This window comes from Micromonospora sp. NPDC049081 (genome assembly GCF_040648835.1).
In the GTDB taxonomy this organism is placed as follows: Bacteria; Actinomycetota; Actinomycetes; order Mycobacteriales; family Micromonosporaceae; genus Micromonospora; species Micromonospora antibiotica.
On the sequence record NZ_JBEZEK010000003.1, the window covers coordinates 350,240 to 373,345 of the forward strand.

The following is a 23,106-nucleotide window of genomic DNA, read 5'->3' on the forward strand; positions in this document are numbered from 1 at the left end:
GTGCCAGCAAGTGAGAACGCTTCGGAACCCGCTCCGACCCGGTCAGACGACGCCCCGGGGTCGCCGCCGAAGCGTCGACGGGGCTGGCGGATCGCACTGATCGTGCTGCTGGCCCTGGCCCTGCTGGGGGCGGGTGGCGTCGGCGCGGGCGCACTCTATCTGCGCTCGGTCGACAAGGACGTCGAGCGGGTGGACGCCTTCACCGGGGTGCCGACGCAGGACCGACCGCCGGTGGTGGCCCGGGACGCCATGAACATCATGATCCTGGGCAGCGACTCCCGGGACCCGGAACGGACCGAGGGGTCCCGCACCGACACGATCATCCTGGCCCACCTGCCGAAGGACCGGAAGAGCGCCCAACTCGTCTCGATCCCCCGGGACACCTGGGTCCGCGTACCCCGGTCGGCGGACGGCCGGCACGGCGGCCGGACCGCGAAGATCAACGCGGCGTACGCCTGGGGTGGGATTCCGCTGATGGTGCAGACCGTCGAGGAGTTCACCCGGGTGCACGTCGACCACGTGGCGGTGGTCGACTTCGCCGGCTTCCAGGAGATCATCGACGCGCTGGGCGGGGTGGACATCACCGTCGACCACCGGTTCACCTCGATCCATCCGCCGCTGCGCACCTTCCCCGCCGGCCGGCAGACGATGGACGGGGCGACGGCGTTGGACTACTCCCGGCAGCGCAAGCAGTTCCCGGACGGCGACTTCGCCCGGATCCGGCACCAGCAGCAGGTGATCCGGGCGATCCTCGACAAGGCGGCCACCGGCGGCATCCTGACCAGTCCGGGGAAGCTCAACGACTTCGTCCGGGCCGCCTCGTCGTCGGTCTCCGTCGACCGGGAGATGTCGCTGCTGGACCTGGCGACCGAGCTGCGCGGCCTGCGCGGCGGCAACCTCACCTTCGTCACCAGCCCGTCGCGGGGCACCGGCCGGGTGGGCACCGAGAGCGTGGTCTTCGCCGACGAGCAGAAGTCCGAGGCGTTCTACGACGCGGTCCGCCGGGACGCCACCGCCGAGATCGTCCGCGCCGCCCGCTGAGGCGGACGGCGACCACCGGCCCCGACGGCAGGCACCCGCAGCCCGGCGACCCGGCGGCCCGGCGGCCCGGACGACGATCGCCTGTCCGGGTGGCGTCGGGCGGGAGGCGGGCGGTGGTTGCTCCTGAAATATTTCATGCATAGAGTCGCGGCATGAATGACGGAGCCGTCGCCGCGCCGCCGGACCGGCTGCTCGACCTGTTCCACGGGGTCCGGCTCACCCCCACCCAACGGCGCATCGCGCACTGCCTCGTGCAGCACGCCGCCACCGTGGCCTACCTGTCGGCGGCCGAGGTGGCGGAGCTTGCCGGGGTCAGCCAGCCGTCGGTGACCCGGTTCGCCGTGGCGCTCGGCCACGACGGCTACCCGGCGCTGCGCCGCCGGCTGCGCGAGCTGACCGCCGCCGGCCCCGACGGTCGCCCCGACGACGGCAACGAACTGCAACTCGCGGTACGCGCCGAGATGGCCAACCTGGACCGGCTGGCCGGTGAGCTGGCCGACCGGGACAGGATCGCCACCGCCGGTCGGCTGCTCGCGGCGAGCCGCCCACTGCCGGTGCTCGGCCTGCGGGCCGCCGCGCCGCTGGCCGCCTACTTCGCGTACTTCGCCGCCAAGGTGCTGCCCGACGTCCGGGTCCTCGACGACGGTGGCAGCCTGCTCACCGACCGGCTCGAACAGGCCGCCTCGGCCGGGGCTGACGCGCTGCTCGCCTTCGTGCTGCCCCGCTACCCCCGGGAGACCCTCGACGCGCTGCGCGCCGCCCGCGACGCCGGCCTCACCGTCGTCGCGATCACCGACTCCCCGGTCAGCCCCGCCACCGAGTACGCCGAGCTGGTGCTCCCCGCCGCCGTCGGCACCGACCTCGTCTTCGACCTGCACACCGCCCCGATGACCCTGGCCATGGTGGTGCTCCAGGCGATCTGTGACGCCGCCCCGATCCAGACCCAGCGCCGCCTGGAGGCGTTCGAGTCGTCCGCCGCCCGTCGTCAGTTGTTCCTCGGCTGAGAGGAGTACGCCATGCACCAGCCCGTCCGTGCCGCCCGTGGCACCACCCGTACCGCGCAGGGGTGGCCGCAGGAGGCCGCCCTGCGGATGCTGATGAACAACCTCGACCCGGAGGTGGCCGAACGCCCCGACGACCTGGTGGTCTACGGCGGCACCGGGAAGGCGGCCCGGGACTGGCCGTCGTACCACGCGCTGGTGCGCACCCTCACCGGGCTGCGCGACGACGAGACGATGCTGGTGCAGTCGGGCCGCCCGGTCGGGGTCATGCGCACCCACGAGTGGGCCCCCCGGGTGCTGCTGGCCAACTCCAACCTGGTCGGCGACTGGGCCACCTGGCCCGAGTTCCGCCGGCTGGAATCCCTCGGCCTGACCATGTACGGGCAGATGACCGCCGGCTCGTGGATCTACATCGGCACCCAGGGCATCCTCCAGGGCACCTACGAGACGTTCGCCGCCGTCGCCGCGAAGTGCTTCGGCGGCAGCCTCGCCGGGACGCTGACCCTCACCGCCGGCTGCGGCGGGATGGGCGGGGCGCAACCCCTCGCGGTCACCATGAACGACGGCGTCTGCCTGATCGTGGACGTCGACCGCACCCGGCTCGACCGGCGGGTGCACGACCGCTACCTCGACGAGGTCGCCGACTCGCTCGACGACGCCGTCGCCCGGGTGCTGGCCGCGAAGCGGGACCGGCGGGCGCTCAGCGTCGGTGTGGTCGGCAACGCCGCCACCGTCTTCCCCGAGTTGCTGCGCCGGGGCGTGGCCGTCGACGTGGTCACCGACCAGACCAGCGCGCACGACCCGCTGTCGTACCTGCCGGAGGGGGTGGAGTTGGCCGACGCGCGGGACTACGCGGCGGCGAAGCCGGCCGAGTTCACCGACCGGGCGCGGGCGTCGATGGCGAAGCACGTCGAGGCGATGGTCGGCTTCCTCGACGCGGGCGCGGAGGTCTTCGACTACGGCAACTCGATCCGGGGCGAGGCACAGGCGGGCGGCTACGCGCGGGCGTTCGACTTCCCCGGTTTCGTGCCGGCGTACATCAGGCCGCTGTTCTGCGAGGGCAAAGGGCCGTTCCGCTGGGCGGCGCTGTCCGGCGACCCGGCCGACATCGCCGCCACCGACCGGGCCATCCTCGACCTGTTCCCCGAGAACGAGTCGCTGGCCCGGTGGATGCGGCTGGCCGGGGAACGGGTCGCCTTCCAGGGGCTGCCGGCCCGGATCTGCTGGCTGGGCTACGGCGAGCGGGACGTCGCCGGGGTGCGGTTCAACGACATGGTCGCCGCCGGGGAGCTGTCCGCGCCGGTGGTGATCGGCCGGGACCACCTGGACTGCGGCAGCGTCGCCAGCCCGTACCGGGAGACCGAGGCGATGGCCGACGGGTCCGATGCGATCGCCGACTGGCCGCTGCTCAACGCGCTGGTCAACACCGCCAGCGGCGCGTCCTGGGTGTCGATCCACCACGGCGGCGGGGTGGGCATCGGCCGTTCCATCCACGCCGGTCAGGTCTGCGTCGCCGACGGCACCGCGCTGGCCGGGCAGAAGATCGAACGGGTGCTCACCAACGATCCGGCGATGGGCGTCATCCGGCACGTCGACGCCGGCTACGACACCGCCCGCGACGTCGCCGAGCGCGACAACGTCCGCATCCCCATGGCGGAGGGGACCGCGTGAGTGCGAGGAGCGCAGCGCAGCGGAGCACCGCAGTCACGAACGACCGGAACACCGTGAGTGCGAGCAGCGCAGCGCAGCGGAGCACCGCAGTCACGAACAATGGAGAAACCGCGTGAGTGGCCTTGCCGGGCGGTTCCGGGAGTTGTGGGACGAGATCGCGCCGGTCGGCCGGGACGCCGGCAGCGGCGGCTATCTGCGGTACGCGCTGACCCCGCCGGAGCTGCGGCTGCGGGAGTGGTTCCGGGAGCAGGCCGACCTGCGGGGCATGCCGGTCGGCGGGGACGGCAACGGCAACCTGTTCGCCTGGTGGGGCGACCCGCCCACCGACGGGCCGAACACCGACGGGCCGGCCGGCACCGGGGCGGTGCTGACCGGCAGCCACTTCGACTCGGTGCCGCACGGCGGGGCGTACGACGGGCCGCTCGGCATCGTCAGCGCGTTCCTCGCCGTGGACGAGCTGCGGGCCGCAGGCGTCACCCCGGTCCGGCCGGTGGTGGTGGCCGCGTTCGTCGAGGAGGAGGGGGCCCGGTTCGGCGTACCGTGCCTGGGGTCGCGGCTGCTCACCGGCGAGATCGACGCCGACCGCGCGGCCGGGCTGCGCGACGCGGCCGGGGTGAGCTTCGCCGAGGCGCTGGGCCACCGGCCGGCGGGGGCCGACCCGGCGCTGCTCGGCCGGTTCGCCGCCTTCGTGGAACTGCACGTCGAGCAGGGGCGGGCACTGGTCGACGCCGACGCGCCGGTCGCGGTGGCGAGCGCCATCTGGCCGCACGGCCGGTGGCGCTTCGAGCTGCGCGGCGAGGGCAACCACGCCGGTACGACCCGGATGGCCGACCGCCGCGACCCGATGCTCACCTTCGCGTTCACCGTGCTCGCGGCGAACAAGGAGGCCCGGCTGCGCGGCGCGCACGCCACCGTCGGGCGGGTGGCGGTGGAACCCAACGCCACCAACGCGATCCCGTCGACGGTGACCGGCTGGCTGGACGCGCGCGCGGCCGAACCGGACACCCTGCACGACCTGGTCGAAGCGGTGCAGGCCAAGGCCGCCGAACGGGCCCGCCGCGACGGCACCGAGCTGACCGTGACCCGGGAGTCGGCCACCCCGCTGGTCACCTTCGACGGCGGGCTGGCCGACCGGCTGGCGGGGCTGCTGGCCGCGCCGTTGCTACCCACCGGGGCCGGCCACGACGCCGGGGTGCTCGCCGCGCACCTGCCCACCGCGATGCTGTTCGTACGCAACCCGACCGGGGTGTCGCACTCCCCCGCCGAGGCGGCCACCGACGACGACTGTGCGGCCGGGGTGGTCGCGCTGGCCCGGGTGCTGGAGGAGCTGGCATGCCACTGACCCGTTGGCTGGCCGAGCAGGCGTGGCTGCCCGATCATGCCGCGCCGACCCCGGACGTGCTGATCGAGGCCGAGGACGGCCGGTTCACCGCCGTCACCCCGCTCGCCCGGGGCGCGTCGCCGCAGACCGGGGTCGAGGTGCTCGCCGAGGCGGTACGGCTGCCCGGGCTCACCCTGCCCGGCCTGGCGAACGCCCACTCGCACGCCTTCCACCGGGCGTTGCGCGGGCGTACCCACGGCGGTCGGGGGGACTTCTGGAGTTGGCGGGAGGAGATGTACGCCGTCGCCGGCCGGCTCGATCCCGACTCCTACCTGGCCCTGGCCCGGGCCGCGTACGCGGAGATGGCGCTGGCCGGGGTCACCTGCGTGGGCGAGTTCCACTACCTGCACCACGGCCCCGACGGCCGGCCGTACGACGACCCGAACGCGATGGGCGCGGCGCTTGTCGAGGCGGCGGCGCAGGCCGGCATCCGGATCACCCTGCTGGACGCCTGTTACCTGACCGCCTCGGTGGCCGGTGAGCCGTTGGCCGGGGTGCAGCGGCGCTTCGGCGACGGGGACGCGCTGCGCTGGGCGGCACGGGTCGACGGGTTCCGGCCGGCCGGGGCGCACGTGCTGCGCGGGGCGGCGATCCACTCGGTACGCGCGGTGCCGGCGGACCAGCTCGCCACCGTCGCCGGGTGGGCGTACCGGCAGGGCGCCCCGCTGCACGTGCACCTGTCGGAGCAGCCCGCCGAGAACGACGCCTGCCGGACGGTGCACGGGCGTACCCCGACCGGGCTGCTCGCCGACCGTGGGGTGCTCGGCCCCGACGTCACCGCCGTGCACGCCACCCACCCGACCAGCGCCGACCTGGCCCTGCTGGCCGAGCACCGGACCGGGGTGTGTCTGTGCCCCACCACGGAGCGGGACCTGGCCGACGGGATCGGGCCGGCCCGGCTGATGGCCGACGCCGGCATCCCGCTGAGCCTGGGCAGCGACAGTCACGCCGTGGTCGACCTGTTCGAGGAGGCCCGCGCGGTGGAGTTGGACGAGCGGCTGCGTACCCGGCGACGCGGGCACTTCACCGCCGCCGCGCTGCGCGACGCGGCCACCGTCACCGGCCACGCCGCGCTGGGCTGGGCCGACGCCGGCCGGATCGCCGTCGGGGAACGCGCCGACCTGGTGACCGTACGGCTGGACAGCCCGCGTACCGCCGGGGTGCCGCCGGTGGGGGTGTTCTTCGCGGCCACCGCCGCCGACGTCGACCAGGTGGTGGTGGACGGGCGGCAGGTGGTGCGCGACGGCCGGCACCTGACCGTGGACGTGCCGGCTGAGCTGCGCGCGACGATCGCGGCGGTGACCGGTGACTAGCCGGGTCCCGGCCGGGTCCGGGCAGCGGCCGGCGACGCACGGCGGGGGCGGCCGGTCCGGGACGGGAGGGGCGGCGTGAGCAGCCTGCTGGTCGACAACATCGGCGAGTTGGTCACCAACGTGCCGGCGGCTGGCGGGGACGGGCCGTTGGGTCTGCGGCGGGGGGTCGCCCTGCTGGTGGAGGCGGGTCGGGTCGTCTGGATCGGCCCGGCCCGCTATGCGCCGGCCGCCGACCGGCGGATCGACGCCGAGGGGGGCGCGGTGCTGCCCGGGTTCGTGGACAGCCACGCGCACCTGGTGTTCGCCGGGGACCGGGCGGCGGAGTTCGCGGCCCGGATGGCCGGTGAGCCGTACACCGGAGGGGGCATCCGGACCACGGTCGGTGCGACCCGGGCGGCCTCCGACGACGACCTGCGGGACACCGTGCACCGGCTGCGCGACGAGGCGATGCGGCAGGGCACCACTACCATGGAGATCAAGAGTGGGTACGGCCTGACCGTCGCCGACGAGGCCCGCTCGCTGCGGATCGCCGCCGAGGTGACCGCCGAGACCACCTTCCTCGGCGCGCACGTCGTCCCCGCCGAGTACGCGGGCCGCCCCGACGACTACGTGGGGCTGGTCTGCGGGCCGATGCTCACCGCCGCCGCGCCGTACGCCCGCTGGGTGGACGTGTTCTGTGAGCGGGGCGCCTTCGACGCCGACCACACCCGGGCGATCCTCACCGTCGGGCAGGCCGCCGGGCTGGGCCTGCGGTTGCACGCCAACCAGCTCGGCCCGGGGCCGGGTGTGCGGCTGGGGGTGGAGCTGGGCGCGGCCAGCGTCGACCACTGCACCCACCTGTCCGACGCCGACGTCGACGCGCTGGCCGGCTCGGCCACCACCACCGATCCGACCGTGGCGACCCTGCTGCCGGGGGCCGAGTTCTCCACCAGGTCGCCGTACCCGGACGCCCGGCGGCTGCTCGACGCGGGGGTGACCGTGGCGCTGGCCACGGACTGCAATCCCGGGTCGTCGTACACCTCGTCGATGCCGTTCTGTGTCGCGCTGGCCGTCCGCGAGATGCGGATGACCCCGGCGGAGGCGGTCTGGGCCGCGACGGCGGGCGGCGCGCGGGCGTTGCGCCGCACCGACGTCGGGGCGCTGCGCCCCGGCGTACGGGCCGACCTGATGATCCTCGACGCCCCGTCCCACCTGCACCTGGCCTACCGGCCGGGTGTCCCACTGGTCCGCCAGGTCCTGCACAACGGAGTACCGCAATGTCGACTGTGACCGTCCAGCCCACCGGGATCACCCCCACCGACGTGCTCGCCGTGGCACGCGGCGACGCCCGGGTCGTCCTCGCTCCGGCCGCCGTCGAGGCGATGGTCGACAGTCGGTCCATCGTGGACGGCATCGAGGCCGCCGGCCGCCCGGTGTACGGCGTCTCCACCGGTTTCGGGGCGTTGGCCAACACGTTCGTCGCCCCGCAGCGCCGGGCCGAGTTGCAGCACGCGCTGATCCGTTCGCATGCGGCCGGGGTGGGTGCGCCGATGCCCCGCGAGGTGGTCCGGGCGATGATGCTGCTGCGGGTCCGCTCGTTGGCACTGGGCCGCTCCGGGGTCCGTCCGCTGCTCGCGCAGGGGCTGATCGACCTGCTCAACGCCGACGTCACCCCGTGGGTGCCGGAGCACGGTTCGCTTGGTGCCTCCGGTGACCTGGCGCCGCTGGCGCACTGCGCGCTGGTGCTGCTCGGCGAGGGGTGGGTGCTGGGACCGGCCGGCGAACGGGTCGACGCCGCCGACGCGCTGCGCGCCGCCGGGCTGAGCCCGGTCGCGTTGGCCGCCAAGGAGGGGCTGGCGCTGATCAACGGCACCGACGGGATGCTCGGGATGCTGCTGCTGGCCGTCGCGGACGCCCGGCACCTGTTCGCCATGGCCGACGTGACCGCCGCGCTGGCCATCGAGGCGATGCTCGGCTCGGAGCGACCCTTCCTGCCCGAGCTGCACGCCATCCGGCCGCACCCGGGGCAGGCCGCCTCGGCGGCGAACATTCACCGGCTGCTCCAGGATTCCCGGGTGATGGACTCGCACCGTGACGACCTGGCGCACGCCGTGCAGGACGCGTACTCGATGCGGTGTGCTCCGCAGGTGGCCGGGGCGGCCCGGGACACCCTCGACTTTGTCGGGACGGTGGCCGGCCGGGAGCTGGTCTCGGTGGTGGACAACCCGGTGGTGTTGCCGGACGGTCGGGTCGAGTCGACAGGCAACTTCCACGGCGCTCCGCTCGGTTTCGCCGCCGACTACCTGGCCATCGCCGCCGCCGAGGTGGGGGCGATCGCGGAACGCCGGGTGGACCGGCTGCTCGACGTGACCCGCAACCGGGACCTGCCGGCGTTCCTGTCCCCCGACGCGGGGGTGAACTCCGGGCTGATGATCGCCCAGTACACGGCCGCCGGGATCGTCGCGGAGAACCGCCGGCTGGCCGCGCCCGCTTCGGTCGACTCGCTGCCCACCAGTGGCATGCAGGAGGACCACGTCTCGATGGGCTGGGCGGCGACCAAGAAGCTGCGCACCGTGCTGGACAACCTGACCAGCCTGCTCGCCGTGGAGCTGCTGGCGGCGGTGCGGGGCCTGCAACTGCGCGCACCGCTGGAGCCGTCACCGGCCGGCCGGGCCGCCGTGGCCGCGCTCGGGGGTGCGGCCGGCGAACCCGGTCCCGATGTCTTCCTCGCCCCGGTGATGGAAGCGGCCCGCGCCGTGCTCGCCGGCCCCGACCTGCGTAGCGCCATCGAGCGGGAGATCGGCCCCCTGGGCTGACCGCCCGCCGCCCCGGCCTTCCCGGCCCTCCCCACCCCCACTCCGTCCTGGCAGGACCCGCTGCCCCCGGTGGAGCCGGTCGCCCCCGGTGGAGTCCCGGTCGCCCCCGATGGAGTCGGTCGCCCTCGGCGGAGTCGGTCGGGACCTGGGCACTCACCCCGGCAGGTTCACCGCCGTCGTGGGCCGGCCACTGCCATCACACTCCACCGCGCCCCTCAGCTGGACCACACTCGCCGCAACCCCGGAAACCGTCCCATCTGCCACCACAATCCGTGATATTTCTTCCTGCCCACCACCGTCACCGAGAGTGGCGAAGCTCGTCACCCTCACCCATCCCCACTCGCATCCTTTGCTCTGCTGCCATAGACGCGACACCGCTCTCACCAGCAGAAACCGGAACCCGGTCGGAAAAGCCTCCGATCGAGGCAGTGACTCTCGGTATGCGTCGCTTCAAGGGCAGCAGAGCAAAGGATGCGGATGCCATTGGGTCTCGCCGGCCGGGCGGTCACTCTTGGTGAACAGGAGGGCTTGGCGTATGGGGCGGGACGGGACGAAGAGGAGCGTGTTTCGTTGGCCGGGCCCCGCAGCGCAGGGGCGACGGGCATGCGGCACCGCAGACGGAAGAGCGCCACGGAACCGCGCCGGCCACTCCCCGGGCAGTGGCGACGCCTGGATGCCTACGGGATGCCGAGCCCGTCACGAGCCGGGCAGCGGAATGAGCCACCCCCGCCCGGAGAGGACCACCCGCGGAGCGGGGACAGGGGCGGGGGCGGGACGAGATGTGCGGGGGGTCAGGTGGCGGGCAGCACCTTGGCGGCCAGCTTCGCCAACTCGCGCAACGCCTTGCCCCGGTGGCTGATCGCGTCCTTCTCCTGCGGGGTCAGCTCCGCGTTGGTGCGGTCCTGGCCGTCACCGAGGAAGATCGGGTCGTACCCGAAACCGCCGTCGCCGCGCGGGGCGCGCAACAGCCGGCCGGACTGGCGGCCGTCGACCAGGTGTTCCTTGCCGCCCGGCAGCACCAGCGCCACGGTGCACACGAAGGCCGCCCCCCGGTGCTCGTCAGGCAGGTCGGCGATCTGGTCCAGCACCAGTTGCAGGTTGGCCCGGTCGTCGCCGTGCCGCCCCGCCCAGCGGGCGCTGAAGACCCCCGGCATGCCGTTGAGCGCGTCCACCGCGATGCCGGAGTCGTCGGCGATGGTGGGCAGACCCGTACGCCGGCAGCCCTCCCGAGCCTTGATCAGGGCGTTCTCACCAAAGGTGAGGCCGGTCTCCGGCAGCTCGGGATACTCCTCGACGTCGTCGAGGCCGAGCAGGGCGATCCGGCGCGCGCCGAGCGCGCCGTCGAGGATGCGCTGCAACTCCACCAGCTTTTTGCGGTTCCGGGTGGCGAGCAGGACCTTGTTCATGATGCGAGCGCCTTCCGCTGGGCCTCGGCCAGTTCCAGACAACCCAACGATGCGACGTCCAACAACGCGTCGAGCTGCGCCCGGGAGAAGACACCGTCCTCGCCCGTGCCCTGCACCTCGACGAAGTCCCCCTCGCCGGTGCAGACGACGTTCATGTCCACCTCGGCGGCCACGTCCTCGACATAGCAGAGGTCGAGCAGCGGCTCGCCCGCGACGATCCCGACGCTGACCGCGGCCACCGAGCGGTGCATCACCTTCTCCGGCTTGCCGGCCAACGACTTACGGCCGGCAAGCCAGCTCACCGCGTCATAGAGGGCCACGTACGCGCCGGTGATCGAGGCGGTACGGGTGCCGCCGTCGGCCTGGAGCACGTCGCAGTCGAGCACGATCGAGTTCTCGCCGAGCGCCTTGAGGTCGACGCAGGCGCGCAGGCTGCGGCCGATCAGCCGGGAGATCTCGTGGGTCCGCCCACCGATCTTGCCGCGGACGCTCTCCCGGTCCGAGCGGGTGTTGGTGGCCCGGGGCAGCATCGCGTACTCGGCGGTGACCCAGCCGAGCCCGGAGCCCTTGCGCCAGCGGGGCACGCCCTCGGTGACGCTTGCGGTGCAGAGCACCCGGGTGCCGCCGAACTCGACGAGCACCGAGCCCTCCGGGTGGGTGCTCCAGCCCCGGGTCAACGTCACCGGTCGGAGTTGGTCGGGTCGCCGCCCGTCAGGTCGTGCCATCCCTGCACCCTATGCGGTCGCATGATCGGCGCATGCCCGGGTGCCCGGTGCGCTCAGATGTCGTAGGTGGCGCCGGCCCGGACCACTTCCATCGGCCCCGTGAAGGCACCGGCGGCCGAGGCGATGGTGTGCGACTCGCTGCCCCAGGCCACCACCAGATGGGTCAGCAGCAGTCGGCCCACCCCGGCCTTGGTAGCCGTTTCGCCGGCCTCCCGGCCCGTGAGGTGCAGGTCCGGTGGATTGTCCACCCCGTCGAGGTAACTGGCTTCGCAGAGGAAGACGTCGGCGTCCTGGGCGAGCCGCAGCAGCGCGTCGCAGGGGGCGGTGTCCGACGAGTAGCAGAGCACCCGGCCCTCGTGCTCCAACCGCACCCCGTAGGTCTCGACGGGATGGTTCACCCGGTCGACGGTGACGGTGAACGGGCCGATCGGGAAGGTGCCCGGCTGGAGCCCGTAGAACTGGTAGACGTCCTCGACGCCACTGTCGTCCTGGCCGTAGGCGGTGGCGAGCCGGTCCGGGGCCCCCGGCGGCGCGTAGACCGGCAGCGGCGGGTACGGCCCGTCCGGGGCGTACCGCCGGACCACCACGTATGACGCGGCGTCGAGAATGTGGTCGCAGTGCAGGTGGGTCAGGAGAATGGCGTCCGGGGCGTGCAGCCCGGCGTACCGCTGGAGGGTGGACAGCGAGCCCGGCCCGAAGTCGACCAGCAGGCGGAAACCCTGCGCCTCGACGAGGTAGGCGGAGCAGGGGGACTCAGGGCCGGGGAAACTCCCCGCGCAGCCCAGAACGGTCAGCCGCATCGGGTGGCCCCACGATTACTAGGAGTAGTCGACACGCCGGGGTCAACACCGCTGATGATCTCAACCGACGCGTACGCCACGCTGGGCAGCCTACGCGCAGCGACGGCAGGGCAAGAATCATCTACTGCAAGTTGTCACCAACGTGACACCCACAGGGCCGGCCGACGGTCCCGTCGACCGGCCCACCCGGTGGGTCAGGCCCAGAGCTGCCCCTCCAGGGCGCCCTCGGCGTCGGCGAGCGTGCCGCCGTACGCCCCGGTGGAGAGGTACTTCCAGCCACCGTCGCAGACCACGAAGGCGACGTCGGCCCGTCGGCCGTCCCGCGCCGCCTCGTGCGCCACGGCCAGGGCGGCGTGCAGGATCGCCCCGGTGGAGAAGCCGGCGAAGATCCCCTCCACCTCCACCAACTGCCGGGTGCGTAGCACCGCGTCCCGGGTGCCGACCGAGAAGCGGCGGTTGAGCACCGTCGCGTCGTACAACTCGGGGACGTAGCCCTCGTCGATGTTGCGCAGGCCGTAGACCAGCTCGCCGTAGCGCGGCTCGGCCGCCACCACCTGGATGCCCTCGACCTTTTCCCGCAGGAACCGCCCGGTGCCCATCAGGGTGCCGGTGGTGCCCAGGCCCGCCACGAAGTGCGTGATGGTGGGCAGGTCGTGCAGCAGCTCGGGCCCGGTGGTCTCGTAGTGCGCCCGGGCGTTGGCCTCGTTGCCGTACTGGTAGAGCATGACCCAGTCCGGATGGTCGGCCGAGATCTGCTTCGCGGTGGCGACGGCCTGGTTGGAACCACCCGCCGCCGGCGAAAAGATGATCTCCGCGCCGTACATCCGGAGCAGCTGGACCCGCTCGGTGGAGACGTTCTCCGGCATCACGCAGACCAACCGGTAGCCGCGCAGCTTGGCCACCATGGCCAACGCGATACCGGTATTACCGCTGGTCGGCTCAAGGATGGTGTCCCCCGGGCGGAGCCGGCCGGCCTGCTCTGCCGCGCGGACCATGAACAGGGCCGCCCGGTCCTTGATGCTGCCGGTGGGGTTCCGGTCCTCCAGCTTGGCCCAGAGCCGCACCGGCGGCGCCCCGTCGGGCACCGTCGGCGAGAGCCGGGGCAACCCCACCAGGGGGGTGCCGCCGCAGGCGTCGAGCAGGCTGTCGTACCGCGCCATGACGCCCGCCCTCAGCGGGGGGCGACGGCCGCGCGCCGTGCCGCCACCGCCGCGGTGGCCGCACGGTGCTGGCTGATCGCCGCCGCAGCGGCGAAGCCGAACGCCCCACCGGCCACGGCCGGCAGCACGGTCACGCTGTCGCCGTCGTTGAGCTTGGCGTCCAGCGCGCCCAGGAACCGGACGTCCTCGTCGTTGACGTAGACGTTGACGAAACGGTGCAGCACGCCCGCGTCGGTGACCAGCCGGGCCTTCAGGCCGGCGTGCCGGGTGTCCAGGTCGGTGAGCAGGTCGCCCAGGGTGTCCCCGGCGCCCTCGACGACCTTCGCGCCGCCGGTGTAGCTGCGCAGGATGGTGGGGATGCGAACCTCGATGGCCATGACGTACTCCTTGGTCGGGTGTGCCTCGGTGCCGGACGGAAAGGGTGTGCGGAGCTGAAGGTCAGCTGCCGGAACACTCGTAGTCGACCGTCGCCGGGCTCTGCCCGAACATGTAGGACTGGACCGCGTGCGGGTCCACCCCGGCGTCCACGATCCGCACCGGCTCCTCGGTCACCACGCCGTCGACGATCCGGAAGGACCGGATCTCCTCGGTGTCCGGCTCGCGGGTGGAGACCAGCAGGTAGTGCGCGCCCGGCTCACCGGCGAAGGCGACGTCCGTCCGGGACGGGTACGCCTCGGTCGCGGTGTGCGAGTGGTAGATGACGACCGGTTCCTCGTCGCGGTCGTCCATCTCCCGCCACACCCGCAGGTGCTCCATCGAGTCGAACTCGTAGAACGTCATCGAGCGGGCCGCGTTGTCCATCGGAATGTGCCGGGTAGGGGTGTCGCCGCCGACGGGTCCGGCGACGACCCCACACGCCTCGTCCGGGTGGTCCCGGCGCGCGTGGGCGACGATCGCCTCGACGATCGATCGGTCGATGCTCAGCACGACGACCAGCCTAGCGCCCGTCCGGCGGACCCGGCGAGGCGGTGACCGTCACAGTTCAGTCGATCAAGGCGTTGAGCAGGGATTCCTGGAGATAACCCAGATAGGCGTAGACCGACAGTTGGAACACCCGGGAGGAGGTCGGGTCCTCGGCGACCGCGTCGTCGAGCTCCTCGCCCAGGTCCGTGCCGTCCTTGATCTCCAACCGGACACCCATCGCGAGCCGGGCGTCGTTGAGCGCCCGTAACCACGCCTCGGCCGCCTCCGCGTCCAGCCGCACCTCGCCGCCGGCGGAGTCGGGCAGCGCGGCCAGCACCGCGCCCGCCTGGTCGATCTTGGCGGTCTTCAGGTCGCCCTCGGTGTACCGGCGGAACTCCGCCGCCCCGGCCGGATCGTCCGGGTAGGCGTCGGGAAAGAGCCGGCCCACGACCGGGTCGGCCGGGTCGAAGCCGTCGGTGAGCAGCCCGACCACCTCACTGGCGACCTTGCGCAGCACCCGGGCCTCGTCCACCGCGAAGGTCGCCACGTAACGGTCGCCCTGGCGACGGAACATGCTCACCGGATCATCTCCGTTCGCGACTGCGGGGCTCGCAACACCGGCTCACTCCTCGCGCTCACCCGACCGCCATCCGTTCGCGACTGCGGGGCTCGCAAACCCGGCTCACTCCTCGCGCTCACGAGCGGTCCACCGTCGCCCAGAGGCCGTACGCGTGCAGCTGCGACGCGTCGTGCTCCATCCGCTCCCGGGCGCCGCTGGACACCACGGCACGGCCCTTGTGGTGCACGTCCAGCATCAACTTCTCGGCCTTCTCCCGGCTGTAACCGAACAGCTTCTGGAAGACCCAGGTCACGTACGTCATGAGGTTGACCGGGTCGTCCCAGACGATCGTCACCCACTGCCGGTCCGCGACCGGCACCTCGTCGGTGTCCGGCGTCTCGACCGGTGCAACCTGTGGAGCCGCCATGCCCCCCATCGTGCCACCGGAAGTGGCGATCCGATGAACCGGAACGCCGGGGCAGCCTGGATCACCCTCCCGAGCTGCGGAAACCCGGCAAGGTACGGACACGGCGGGGATGCGCACGAAAACCCTCGGTGGCTCAGGCGAGCAGGATGCCGTGGTCGAGGGCGTCGGAGAGGACCCCGTCGAGCGAGAGCCGCAACGCCTCGAACCGCCGCGACACCTCGCGGGACAGGTCCAACTCGACCTCGCGCAGCGCCCGTTGCACCCAGGCGCGGGCCGCGTTCGGCTCGTCGTTGCCGGGGCTGCGCCAGTGTTGCCAGCACCCGCCGGAGAGGGCGACCCCGATCGGCGGCAGCACCTCGGTCCGCGGTGCGCAGGGATGACCGGCCAACGCGTCCAGCGCGCCGGCCCCGGACACCACCGCCACCCCTGCGGTGCTGGTGACCAGGAGCACCCGGTCCAGATCCTGGCCGGACGGGTGGTCGGCCAGCCCCCACCCGACGGCGGCGTCGATCCGCTGCCGCGCCCCCTCGGGCAGCGATGCGCCGAAGACCCGGGCGGCAGCCTCGTCGACGATCTCCCGGGCGGCCCGGTCCTGCTGGCGGGTGGCGAGCAGGGAGAGGGCCTCCAGTTCCCGGTCGAGCAGTGTGGGCAGACCCGCGCAGCCCGCCCCGAAAACGATCTCCTGGACGGCACGCAGGTGGACGGCGGCCAGTTCGAGGGCGAGGTGCTGACGGATGGCACGGGCGCAGGACCGGCTCTGCCGCTGCAACCGGTCGCCCCAGTCGTCACCGGGCGGGTCGGCGGCCACCGGCACCCGCCCGTGGCTGCCGGGCGGCAGCGGTGAACGCGAACTCGCCCGCCGCAGCCCTTCGACGGCCGACCAGCCGACCAGCGCCCGCCGCAGCCCCGGGTGCTCGGCCCGGTGCACGGGGAACCAGTCGGCCCCGGCCAGGTCCGGCACCGTGGCCAGCAGCGTGGCCCGGTGCGCCGCGACCGGATCGACCGCAGGGCCGGCCGGGGGCGGCGGGACGGACACCCCCGTGTCGTCGGTCGCCGCCGCCTCCGGTGGCACCCAGCCGCCCGCCCCTGGGGTGACCACGAAGAAGACCCGTGCCGAGGTACGGGCAACCTCGGCGAGCAGGTGCAGCTCGGCGGCGGTGAGGGTCTGGTCGGCGCCGATCACGAAGAGCAGCGCGCCGGAGCGGGTCACCGCGTCCAGCAGGACCCGCCCACCGGCCACGCCCAGGGTGTCGGTGTCCGGTGTGTCGAGCACGGCGAAGTGCCGCAGCAGCGGCTCCGGCAGGCTCAACTCGACCCGACGCGGCGCCCGGGCCAGCGCCGGGCCGGCCGCCGCCTGGTCGGCCCCGTAGAAGTGCGGCTGACGGTAGCCGGGCACGTAGGCCGCCCGGGTGGCGACCCGGGCGTGCCGGACCAGCAGGCTGCTGCCCGCCGGCACGGCGAGCATCCCGGAGGGGATCCCGAGCAGCGCGGCGAGCACCTCGCGGCGGGCCGCCCCGGCGGGGCCGGCGGCGACCACGGCGAGGGGTTCGTCGGGGTGGACCTCGTCGATCCGCAGGTGGCCCGGGAACGGGCCCGGGGCCCGCAGCCCGCCGGCACCGGGCTCGTCGGACGGGTCGTCGGTCAGGTCGACCCCGGGGGGTGGTCCGGGCTTCATGCGGCCTCCGCTTGACACGGGCTACGGTCTGCACCCGTGCAGGACGTCCGGTGGGTGACTTTTGGCTGCCGGAAGGTTACGGGGCGCACCCGACGTCACCGAAACATCCGAATACTCAGCGGTAACTGTGGCGTTACTCAACTTCACAGCGTCACCAGGCACCTCCGGACCGATTTACATCGATATGCTGCTCAGATGAGTCGGTGGAGTTTCGTCGGCCGAACGGATGAACTCAGCCGTCTGTTGGCAGCGGTGCACGACGAGCAGGGACACGGCCTCTTCTTCAGCGGCAGCGCGGGCGTCGGCAAGAGCCGGTTGCTGCGCGAGGGGGTGGCCGCGCTGCCCACCGACCGCTACGCCCTGTCGTTCGTCGCGGCCAGCACGGCCACCGCGGCGCTGCCCTTCGGCGGGCTCGCCCCGGTGCTGCCGGCCGAGCAACCGCCGGGCCTGTCCCCCGCCGGGGTGCTGCGCTGGGGAGTCGAGGTGCTCCAGGAGCAGGCTGCCGGGCGGCGCATCGTGCTCGCCATCGACGACGCGCACCTGCTCGACCCGCCCTCGGCGGCGCTGGTCCACCTGCTCGCCCGCGCCGAGAACACCACCGTGCTGGGCACCCTGCGCAGCGGCGAGCAGATCCCGCTGCCCATCCGGGCACTGTGGACCGACGATCTCGTCACGCACGCCGAGCTGGCCCCCCTCGGCCCCGGCGAGACCGCCGGTCTGCTCGCCGCCCTGCTGGCCGGGCCGGTCGACTCCGGTTCCGCCGAGCGGTTGTTCCGGCTCTGCGCCGGCAACCCGCTGCTGCTGCGGGAGCTCGTGTTGGCCGCCACCACCGGGGGTGAGATGGTCCGCACCTACGGGTTGTGGCGGTGGACCGGGCGGTTGGAGCTGGCCCCCAGCCTCACCGATCTCATCGACACCCGGATCGGTCGACTGGCACCCGGGGTCCGGGCGGTGGTGGAGCTGGTCGCCTTCGGTGAACCGCTCGGCCTGCGGCTGCTCGACCGGGCCGCCGACCCGGCCGACGTCGAGGTCGCCGAGGAACGCGGCCTGATCACCGTCGTGCCGGACGACCGCCGGGTCGACGTCCGGCTCGCCCATCCGCTCTACGGCGAGGTGATCCGTCGGCGCTGCCCGGTCAGCCGGACCCGCCGCCTGCAGGCCCAGCTCGCCGAACGGGTGGAGCTGGCCGGCGCCCGCCGCCGGGGCGACCTGCTGCGGGTGGCGGTGTGGCGGCTGGACTCCGGCACCGCGCAGGACCCCGGTCTGCTGCTCCAGGCGGCCGTCCAGGCGTTCACCCGCTACGACGTGCCGCTGGCCACCCGGTTGGCCCGCGCGGCGCTCGACGCCGACGGCGGCTACGACGCCGCCGAACTCCTCGCCACCATCCTGATGTTCGGCGACCGGCCGACGGAGGCGATCGGGGTGCTCGACGCGGTGGCCGGTGACATCGCCTGTGAGCACCGCCGCAGCCGGTGGCTGACCGTACGCGGGATGGTCAGCTACTGGGGGCTCAGCGAGCAGTCCACGGTGGACACGATCGCGGTGGCCGGGCACGCCCTCACCGATCCCGGGCACCAGGCCCGGGTCCGCGCCTTCGAGGCGATCATGCGGCTGCACGGCCTGGACGTCGACACCGCGCTGCGACTCGGCCGGTCGGTGCTGGACCGCCCGGCGGCCAGTGTCGCGGCCCGGGAACTGGCCCGGTGCACGATCGCCCACGTCGACGCCGTACAGGGCCGGTTCCGGGCCAGCGCCACGGCGATCGACCGGGTGCAGGCGGAGGCGGCGAACTGGCGGGCCGACATGCCGTACCTGCAACTGGCCATGGAGTTGGCCCGGGGCACCCGGTTGGCGCTCTGCGGGGACCTCGCCGGCATCGACGCCATCGTGGCCGACGAGTTCGCCGACCAGGCCGGCGCCGGGGACTTCCGGCTCGGCACCGGCTACCTGTCCATCCTCCAGGCGTACGCGGCGCGGCTGCGGGGTCGCGGCGACGACGCGCTCAAGGCCAGCCTCGGTGCCTGCGCGGTGCTCGCCACCAGCCGGGTCTTCGCCGGCCTGGCCCACGCCGAGCGGGCCCAGGCCGCGCTGCTGCGCGGCGACGTGGCGACCGCGGTCACGGCGATGGCCGAGGCCGACCGCACCCAGGCCCCCGGCATGGCGGTGCTCCGACCATGGCTGGAGCAGGCCCGGGGCGCGGTGCTGGCGGCCGGGGGCGACCTGACCGGGGCCACCAGGCAGCTGTGCGAGCTGGCCGACCGGTTGCGCGCCGACGGCTTCGCCGGTCACGAGGCGCTGGTCCTGCACGACCTGGTCCGCCTCGGCCAGGCCACCGCTGAGGTCGGGCCGACCTGCACCGACGGCAACCGGCGTACGGTCGCGCAGCGGTTGGCCGAACTCTGCGAGACCGTCGACGGGGTGCTGGCTCCGCTGCTCGCCCGGCACGCCCGGGCCGCCGCCGAGCGGGACGGGGCGGCCCTGCTGGAGGTGGCCGACGGATTCGCGAAGCTGGACCTGACGGTCTGGGCGGTCGACGCCACGGCGACGGCCCTGCACGGGGGGCGGCGCAACCGGTCGGCGTCGGCCGCCGCCGCGCACGAACGGCTCGCCGCCCTGCTCACCCGCTGTGACGAGATCCGTACCCCGGCGTTGGACGCGCTGCGCCCGACGCTGAGCGACCGGGAGCTGGAGATCGCCGGTTTCGCCGCCGCCGGGGTGACCAGCCGGGCGATCGCGAGCCGGTTGTTCCTGTCGCACCGGACGGTGGAGAACCACCTCCAGCGGGTCTACAGCAAACTCGGCATCACCAGTCGCGCCGAGCTGGGCGCGGCGTTGCGGGCGATCCCGGGCCACGGCGGCGGCCCGGCCGGGTGAACTCTAGGCTGGGCCGGTGAGCCACCTTCGCCCCGCCCTGCTGACCGACCACTACGAGCTGACCATGGTCAGTGCCGCCCTGCGCGACGGCACCGCCGACCGCCGCTGCACCTTCGAGGTGTTCAGCCGGCGGTTGCCCACCGGACGCCGGTACGGGGTGGTCGCGGGGACCGGCCGGCTGATCGACATGATCAGGGACTTCCGGTTCACCGCGGAGGAGGTCGAGTTCCTGCTCCGGACCGGGGTGGTGGACGAGCCCGCCGCCCGGTGGTTGGCCGACTACCGCTTCACCGGTGACATCGACGGGTACGCCGAGGGTGAGCTGTTCTTTCCCGGCTCGCCGATCCTCACCGTCTCCGGGGGGTTCGCCGAGTGCGTGGTGCTGGAGACGCTGGTGCTGTCGGTGCTCAACCACGACTGCGCGGTGGCCGCGGCGGCCGCCCGGATGGTCACCGCGGCCCGGGGCCGGGCGCTGATCGAGATGGGTTCCCGGCGGGCCCACGAGGAGGCGGCGGTGGCTGCCGCGCGGGCGGCGTACCTGGCCGGGTTCCGGTTCACCTCCAACCTGGCGGCCGGTCAGCGCTACGGCATCCCCACCGCCGGGACCGCCGCGCACGCGTTCACCCTGCTGCACGACGACGAGCGGACGGCGTTCGCCTCGCAGGTCGCCACGTTGGGCCGGGACACCACGCTGCTGGTCGACACGTACGACATCAGCCAGGGCATCCGGACCGCCATCGAGGTGGCCGGGCCGCAGCTGCGGGCGGTCCGGATCGACTCCGGCGACCTCGCGGTGATCGCCCAGCAGTCCCGGGAGCTGCTCGACTCGCTCGGCGCCACCGAGACGAAGATCATCGTGTCGGGGGATCTCGACGAGTACGCCATCGCCGCGCTCGCCGCCGAACCGGTCGACATGTACGGCGCGGGCACCGCCGTGGTCACCGGCTCCGGCGCACCCACCGCCAGCCTGGTCTACAAGTTGGTCGAGGTGGACGGCCGGCCGGTGGTCAAGCGTTCCGAGAACAAGGGCACCATCGGGGGCCGGAAGGTCGCGGTACGCCGGCACAAGCCCACCGGCACCGCCACCGAGGAGGTCGTCGTCTCGCAGGGCGTGCCGGACCGGCAGGCCAACGACCGGTCGCTCCAGCACTCGTTCGTGGTCGACGGCGAACCGGTCGAGCTGCCCACCATCGCCGAGTCCCGGGAGCACCTGCGGCAGTGCCTGATCTCCATCCCGTGGGAGGGGTTGAAGCTCTCCGCGGGTGATCCGGCGATCCCGGTCACGGTCGTGCCGGCTGGTTGAGCCGCCGGGGCAGACTGGGTCGTGCCGCAGGTGGATCACCGGCGGCGAGCGGAGAGGAAGGGCACCGATGGCCAACGCGCTGATCATCGTGGACGTGCAGAACGACTTCTGTGAGGGCGGTTCCCTGGCCGTCGCCGGGGGCGCGGGCGTCGCCGCCGGCATCTCGGGCCTGCTGGCCGGTGAACCGCAGCGGTGGGACCACGTGGTCGCCACCAAGGACTACCACGTCGACCCGGGGGCGCACTTCGGCGACCCGCCGGACTACGTCGAGTCGTGGCCCCGGCACTGCGTGGTCGGCACCCAGGGCAGCGAGTTCCACCCCGACCTGGTGACCGACCGGGTCGAGGCGGTCTTCCACAAGGGCGAGCACGCCGCCGCGTACTCCGGGTTCGAGGGGCACGCCGACGACGGTGAGACCCTGGCCGACTGGCTGCGCCGACGCGACGTCGACCGGGTCGACGTGGTCGGCATCGCCACCGACCACTGCGTGCGGGCCACCGCCCTGGACGCCGCCCGGGAGGGCTTCGCCACCACCGTGCTGCTCGACCTGACGGCGGCGGTCGCGCCGGCGACGCTGGACGTGGCGCTGCGGGCGATGGACGGTGCCGGGGTCACCCTGCACGGCGAGCCGGTGATCAGCGCCGCATGAGCCGGTAATCGCTTGCCGATGTCGTACCCCCGGTCGAGGATGACCGCCGGAGGTACGGAGCATCATGACGTTGACGCCTTACCGGCTGGCCCTGGCCCAGCCCGGTCTGCGGGCCCTGCTGCTGGTGGCGGTGCTGGCCCGCATCCCGCTCACCGCGACCGGGGTGACGCTCACCTTCTACGTGGTGTTGGAGCTGGGCCGGGGCTACGGTGCCGCCGGCCTGGTCGGCGCCGCGTCGGTCGCCGGCGCGGCCATCGGTTCGCCCCTGCTCGGCCGGCTGGTCGACCGGCGTGGCCTGCGTCCGGTGGTCGCGGTGACCACCGTCGTCGAGGCGGCCTTCTGGGCGGGCGCCCCGACGTTGAGTCTGCCGCTGCTGCTGCCCGCCGCGTTCGTGGCCGGGCTGTTCGCGCTGCCGGTCTTCTCGGTGGTCCGGCAGTCGATCGCCGCGCTGGTGCCGGCGGAGCGCCGCCGCCCCGCGTACGCGCTGGACTCGATGTCGATGGAGCTGTCCTTCATGATCGGGCCGGCGCTGGCCGTGGCCCTGGCCACCGCCGTCTCCCCCCGGGTCACGCTCTGGGCGGTCGGCACCGGCATCGTCGGCGCCGGCATCGCCCTGTGGTTGCTCGACCCGCCGACCCGCGGTGCCGAGGAGCCGGTCGGCCCGCAGCCCCGGGTGCCGCGGCGGCAGTGGTTGACCACCCGCCTGCTCGCCGTGTTCGCGGTGAGCGCCGCCGCGACCCTGGTGCTCGGCGGCACCGACGTGGCGGTGGTGGCCGTGCTGCGGGCCGGTGGCGAGGTCGGTTGGACGGGCGCGGTGCTCGCCGCCTGGGCGGTAGCCTCGCTGGCCGGCGGCTTCGCCTACGGTGCGGTCCGCCGTTCCTTCTCCCCGCTGGCGCTGGCCGCCCTGCTCAGCCTCTGCACCATTCCGGTCGGGTTGGGCGGCGACCACTGGTGGCTGCTCTGTCTGGCGCTGCTCCCGGCCGGCGCGCTCTGCGCCCCCACCATCGCCGCCACCGCCGACGCGGTCAGCCGACTCGCCCCCGCCGGGGTACGCGGGGAGGCGATGGGCCTGCACGGCTCCGCCACCACGGTCGGCATCGCGCTCGGCGCTCCGCTGGCCGGCGCGGTCATCGACGCCTCGGTGCCGCTCTGGGGCTTCGCGGTCACCGGGGCGGTGGGGTTGCTGGTGACCCTGGCGGTCCTGCCCGTGGAGCTGCGCCACCGCCGCTCGCCCGGCACCGGAGCCGCCGCCGTCGAGCCTGCGGTCGCCCCCGCCACCGACGAACCCGCCGTCGAACTGACACCCGCCACTCCCTGACCCGGCCCAGCGGCCCAGCGGCCCAGCGGCCCAGCGGCCCAGCGGCCCAGCGGCCCAGCGGCCCAGCGGCCCAGCGGCCCAGCGGCCCAGCGGCCCAGCGGCCCA

Annotated in this window: 20 protein-coding genes; 11 read left to right on the top strand and 9 right to left on the bottom strand. The window is 73.7% G+C overall.

The window, feature by feature from the left end; genetic code table 11:
- The 7 genes from AB0B63_RS08650 (at window position 1) to hutH (ending at window position 9,202) form a co-directional block, all read left to right on the top strand.
- Window positions 1-1,041, top strand: a complete 1,041-nt coding sequence (locus tag AB0B63_RS08650; RefSeq protein ID WP_357015928.1) for an LCP family protein — start codon at window positions 1-3, stop codon at window positions 1,039-1,041.
- Between the two features lie 152 nt (window positions 1,042-1,193).
- Window positions 1,194-2,045: a MurR/RpiR family transcriptional regulator gene (locus AB0B63_RS08655; protein WP_208567425.1), complete on the top strand. Its 852-nt coding sequence runs from the start codon at window positions 1,194-1,196 to the stop codon at window positions 2,043-2,045.
- Between the two features lie 12 nt (window positions 2,046-2,057).
- Complete coding sequence (gene hutU / locus AB0B63_RS08660) at window positions 2,058-3,713, top strand: urocanate hydratase (protein ID WP_357015932.1); 1,656 nt, start codon at window positions 2,058-2,060, stop codon at window positions 3,711-3,713.
- Between the two features lie 112 nt (window positions 3,714-3,825).
- Window positions 3,826-5,055: an allantoate amidohydrolase gene (locus tag AB0B63_RS08665; RefSeq protein WP_357015935.1), complete on the top strand. Its 1,230-nt coding sequence runs from the start codon at window positions 3,826-3,828 to the stop codon at window positions 5,053-5,055.
- Window positions 5,052-6,407 carry a formimidoylglutamate deiminase gene (locus AB0B63_RS08670; protein WP_357015993.1) on the top strand — a complete coding sequence of 452 codons (1,356 nt, stop codon included), beginning with the start codon at window positions 5,052-5,054 and terminating at the stop codon, window positions 6,405-6,407. The genes AB0B63_RS08665 and AB0B63_RS08670 overlap by 4 nt, the downstream gene beginning before the upstream one ends.
- A gap of 75 nt (window positions 6,408-6,482) precedes the next feature.
- Window positions 6,483-7,676 (top strand): imidazolonepropionase, encoded by a 1,194-nt coding sequence (gene hutI / locus AB0B63_RS08675; RefSeq protein ID WP_357015938.1) that lies wholly within the window; start codon window positions 6,483-6,485, stop codon window positions 7,674-7,676.
- Complete coding sequence (gene hutH / locus AB0B63_RS08680) at window positions 7,664-9,202, top strand: histidine ammonia-lyase (protein ID WP_357015941.1); 1,539 nt, start codon at window positions 7,664-7,666, stop codon at window positions 9,200-9,202. Before hutI ends, hutH begins: the two co-directional genes overlap by 13 nt.
- A gap of 791 nt (window positions 9,203-9,993) precedes the next feature.
- On the opposite strand, the gene rdgB is transcribed toward hutH, so the two are convergent.
- From rdgB to AB0B63_RS08725, 9 genes are all read right to left on the bottom strand, one after another.
- Complete coding sequence (rdgB, locus tag AB0B63_RS08685; protein ID WP_357015944.1) at window positions 9,994-10,608, bottom strand: RdgB/HAM1 family non-canonical purine NTP pyrophosphatase; 615 nt, start codon at window positions 10,606-10,608, stop codon at window positions 9,994-9,996.
- Window positions 10,605-11,333 (bottom strand): ribonuclease PH, encoded by a 729-nt coding sequence (gene rph, locus AB0B63_RS08690; RefSeq protein ID WP_204927210.1) that lies wholly within the window; start codon window positions 11,331-11,333, stop codon window positions 10,605-10,607. The genes rdgB and rph overlap by 4 nt, the downstream gene beginning before the upstream one ends.
- Before the next feature lie 53 nt (window positions 11,334-11,386).
- A complete protein-coding gene (locus tag AB0B63_RS08695; RefSeq protein ID WP_208567431.1) occupies window positions 11,387-12,133 on the bottom strand; it encodes an MBL fold metallo-hydrolase in 747 nt (248 codons plus the stop codon).
- A 194-nt stretch (window positions 12,134-12,327) separates the two neighbouring features.
- Window positions 12,328-13,293, bottom strand: coding sequence for a cysteine synthase (locus tag AB0B63_RS08700; protein WP_208567432.1), 966 nt, complete (start codon window positions 13,291-13,293; stop codon window positions 12,328-12,330).
- Window positions 13,294-13,304: 11 nt separating this feature from the next.
- Complete coding sequence (locus AB0B63_RS08705; RefSeq protein ID WP_219467707.1) at window positions 13,305-13,670, bottom strand: MoaD/ThiS family protein; 366 nt, start codon at window positions 13,668-13,670, stop codon at window positions 13,305-13,307.
- Window positions 13,671-13,731: 61 nt separating this feature from the next.
- Window positions 13,732-14,220, bottom strand: coding sequence for a M67 family metallopeptidase (locus tag AB0B63_RS08710; protein WP_067313938.1), 489 nt, complete (start codon window positions 14,218-14,220; stop codon window positions 13,732-13,734).
- 55 nt (window positions 14,221-14,275) lie between these two features.
- Window positions 14,276-14,770: a DUF2017 domain-containing protein gene (locus AB0B63_RS08715; RefSeq protein WP_219470718.1), complete on the bottom strand. Its 495-nt coding sequence runs from the start codon at window positions 14,768-14,770 to the stop codon at window positions 14,276-14,278.
- A 121-nt stretch (window positions 14,771-14,891) separates the two neighbouring features.
- The gene (gene clpS / locus AB0B63_RS08720; protein WP_091251593.1) at window positions 14,892-15,182 is read right to left on the bottom strand and encodes an ATP-dependent Clp protease adapter ClpS; all 291 of its coding nucleotides are present in this window, start codon (window positions 15,180-15,182) and stop codon (window positions 14,892-14,894) included.
- 133 nt (window positions 15,183-15,315) lie between these two features.
- Complete coding sequence (locus AB0B63_RS08725; protein WP_357015952.1) at window positions 15,316-16,857, bottom strand: hypothetical protein; 1,542 nt, start codon at window positions 16,855-16,857, stop codon at window positions 15,316-15,318.
- Between the two features lie 195 nt (window positions 16,858-17,052).
- Here AB0B63_RS08725 and AB0B63_RS08730 point away from each other — a divergent pair, with 195 nt between their 5' ends.
- The 4 genes from AB0B63_RS08730 (at window position 17,053) to AB0B63_RS08745 (ending at window position 23,001) form a co-directional block, all read left to right on the top strand.
- Window positions 17,053-19,731: a LuxR C-terminal-related transcriptional regulator gene (locus AB0B63_RS08730; RefSeq protein ID WP_357015955.1), complete on the top strand. Its 2,679-nt coding sequence runs from the start codon at window positions 17,053-17,055 to the stop codon at window positions 19,729-19,731.
- A 16-nt stretch (window positions 19,732-19,747) separates the two neighbouring features.
- Entirely contained in the window at window positions 19,748-21,034 is a 1,287-nt protein-coding gene (locus AB0B63_RS08735) for a nicotinate phosphoribosyltransferase (RefSeq protein WP_208567437.1), read from the top strand.
- Between the two features lie 67 nt (window positions 21,035-21,101).
- On the top strand, window positions 21,102-21,683 hold the full coding sequence (locus AB0B63_RS08740; protein WP_208567438.1) for an isochorismatase family protein: 582 nt from the start codon (window positions 21,102-21,104) through the stop codon (window positions 21,681-21,683).
- A 64-nt stretch (window positions 21,684-21,747) separates the two neighbouring features.
- Window positions 21,748-23,001 (top strand): MFS transporter, encoded by a 1,254-nt coding sequence (locus tag AB0B63_RS08745; protein ID WP_357015958.1) that lies wholly within the window; start codon window positions 21,748-21,750, stop codon window positions 22,999-23,001.
- Window positions 23,002-23,106 lie beyond the last annotated feature (105 nt).